At 34.8% G+C, this 1,781-nt stretch carries 3 protein-coding genes; 2 read left to right on the top strand and 1 reads right to left on the bottom strand.

Annotation, left to right across the window (positions count from 1 at the left end; all coding sequences use genetic code 11):
- Positions 1–246 precede the first annotated feature (246 nt).
- Positions 247–1,116: a DNA adenine methylase gene (locus ABUA47_RS24525; RefSeq protein ID WP_005829044.1), complete on the top strand. Its 870-nt coding sequence runs from the start codon at positions 247–249 to the stop codon at positions 1,114–1,116.
- Between the two features lie 8 nt (positions 1,117–1,124).
- On the opposite strand, the gene ABUA47_RS24520 is transcribed toward ABUA47_RS24525, so the two are convergent.
- On the bottom strand, positions 1,125–1,382 hold the full coding sequence (locus tag ABUA47_RS24520; RefSeq protein ID WP_349832263.1) for a hypothetical protein: 258 nt from the start codon (positions 1,380–1,382) through the stop codon (positions 1,125–1,127).
- A 127-nt stretch (positions 1,383–1,509) separates the two neighbouring features.
- Between ABUA47_RS24520 and ABUA47_RS24515 the strand changes: the two genes are divergently transcribed.
- On the top strand, positions 1,510–1,707 hold the full coding sequence (locus ABUA47_RS24515; RefSeq protein ID WP_227239044.1) for a hypothetical protein: 198 nt from the start codon (positions 1,510–1,512) through the stop codon (positions 1,705–1,707).
- Positions 1,708–1,781 lie beyond the last annotated feature (74 nt).

The raw sequence follows: 1,781 nt of genomic DNA, 5'->3' as shown, positions 1-1,781 counted from the left end.
CCAAAAACTGGGTTACAGAACGAACCAAAACGCTTAGGAAAGTGAGCTAAAATTGGTACAACAAACTGGACACCCTAGTAAAATTATTAACCAAAGAACGTAATTCTATTTGGGGAGTGGATACAATGAATGCTTATGTACATAGTAACAAACTTTCCCCTGTGCCAATAGATATTCAAACAACTTGGGATAATATTCAGGATTTTATGGTAACTTTGTGGTCTCAAATAGAATCAGAATAATTATATGATGCGTTACTCGCCACTTAGATACCCTGGAGGAAAAGGAAAGATATCTTCTTTCTTTTCTGAATTATTTGTTGCAAATAATTTAATAGGGGGAACCTATATAGAACCCTATGTTGGCGGAGGTTCCATAGCTCTTTCTTTGTTAATTAACGGGGTTGCCAATCAAATTATTATAAATGATAAAGATCGCTCATTATTTGCTTTTTGGTATTCTATTTTAAATTATACAGATGAATTCTGCCAGCTAATAGAAAATACTCCTATCACGATTGATACTTGGTATGAACAAAGAGAAATTCAAAAAAACAAAACTAATGCCGAACTATTATCTTTAGGATTTTCGACTTTCTTTTTAAATAGGACAAATCGTTCCGGTATTATAAAAGGGGGAGTTATCGGTGGGCTTAATCAAACTGGGAATTATTTAATTGATGCTCGTTATAATTCTGATGATTTGAAAAAACGTATTAAATTAATAGCTTTATATAAAGACAAAATTGAATTGCATAATTTAGATGCAGTAGAGTTAATTCATAATCTACAGAGTAATCTACCAAATAATTCCTTGTTTTACTTTGATCCACCTTACTACAAAAAAGGTAAGGGTCTCTATATGAATTATTATGATGACCAAGACCATAGAGATATTTATAATGCAATCGCAGGATTAGAAAATATAAAGTGGGTGGTAACTTATGATAAAGAAGATTTTATTCTTGACCTTTATTTAAAATTCCGAATGTACGAATATTCTCTAAATTATAGTGCGGCTACAGTTGGAAAAGGGCAAGAGTATATGATATTCTCTGATAATTGTATTGTTCCAGAAAAAAGTTCCATAAATTTCAACAAGGTAATAACAATCTAAAACTTACTCTATTCACAAGCTGGAGTATCTTCATTATCTACTTCATTAAAGCAAATGATTGTAGAAGTATTAATAAAATGTTTTCGATTATACAGCAAACAAAAAAATCTCCGTTTTTCTTTTGCCATTTCAAAATAAACCTGCATCTTTGCAGTGCTCTGCATTTTGACAAGGCGAGACTGTTCGCCAACTTTTGCCGTTGGCATTTTTTCTGCCCAATGGTATTCTATAGTTCCGACCCCCGTGTGGAGTGTTAATGCACCCACTGCCTTGTCAAGGTGAAGAGCAACGGGAAAGCGGAACTTTCTTTGTTTATAAGTTTTCCAGTTTTTTGGAGAAAGTTCCCTTTCCCGTCTTTAATAACATATTGTTTTATTTTAAATGCTCTTCATTATGACAAAACAATCTCAAAGCGCTCGCGGACGCTATGTATCCGCAGAGAAGGTTCAAGAACTGTTTGCCCAGCTGGGTGTTGAACTGTGCGCAGGACGTAAACGTATCCGTGCAGCACGTAGCGACAAATCCATTTCCATCTATGTCAATGGTGGGACAGTCAACATCACCTTTAATGAGAAAGGAGGCAAAGCATGATGTTCTTTGTTTACCATCTGCAGACCTATTCCCCCAAGAACCGGGCATGGAAAAAGGTTATTGATTATGTAGAG

Origin of the sequence: Bacteroides sp. RTP31139st1_H2_RTP31139_211217 (genome assembly GCF_040227615.1) — a bacterium.
GTDB classification, from domain to species: Bacteria; Bacteroidota; Bacteroidia; order Bacteroidales; family Bacteroidaceae; genus Bacteroides; species Bacteroides uniformis.
The sequence above is the reverse complement of the archived record's forward strand: the minus strand, read 5'-3'. Positions and strand labels throughout refer to the sequence as shown.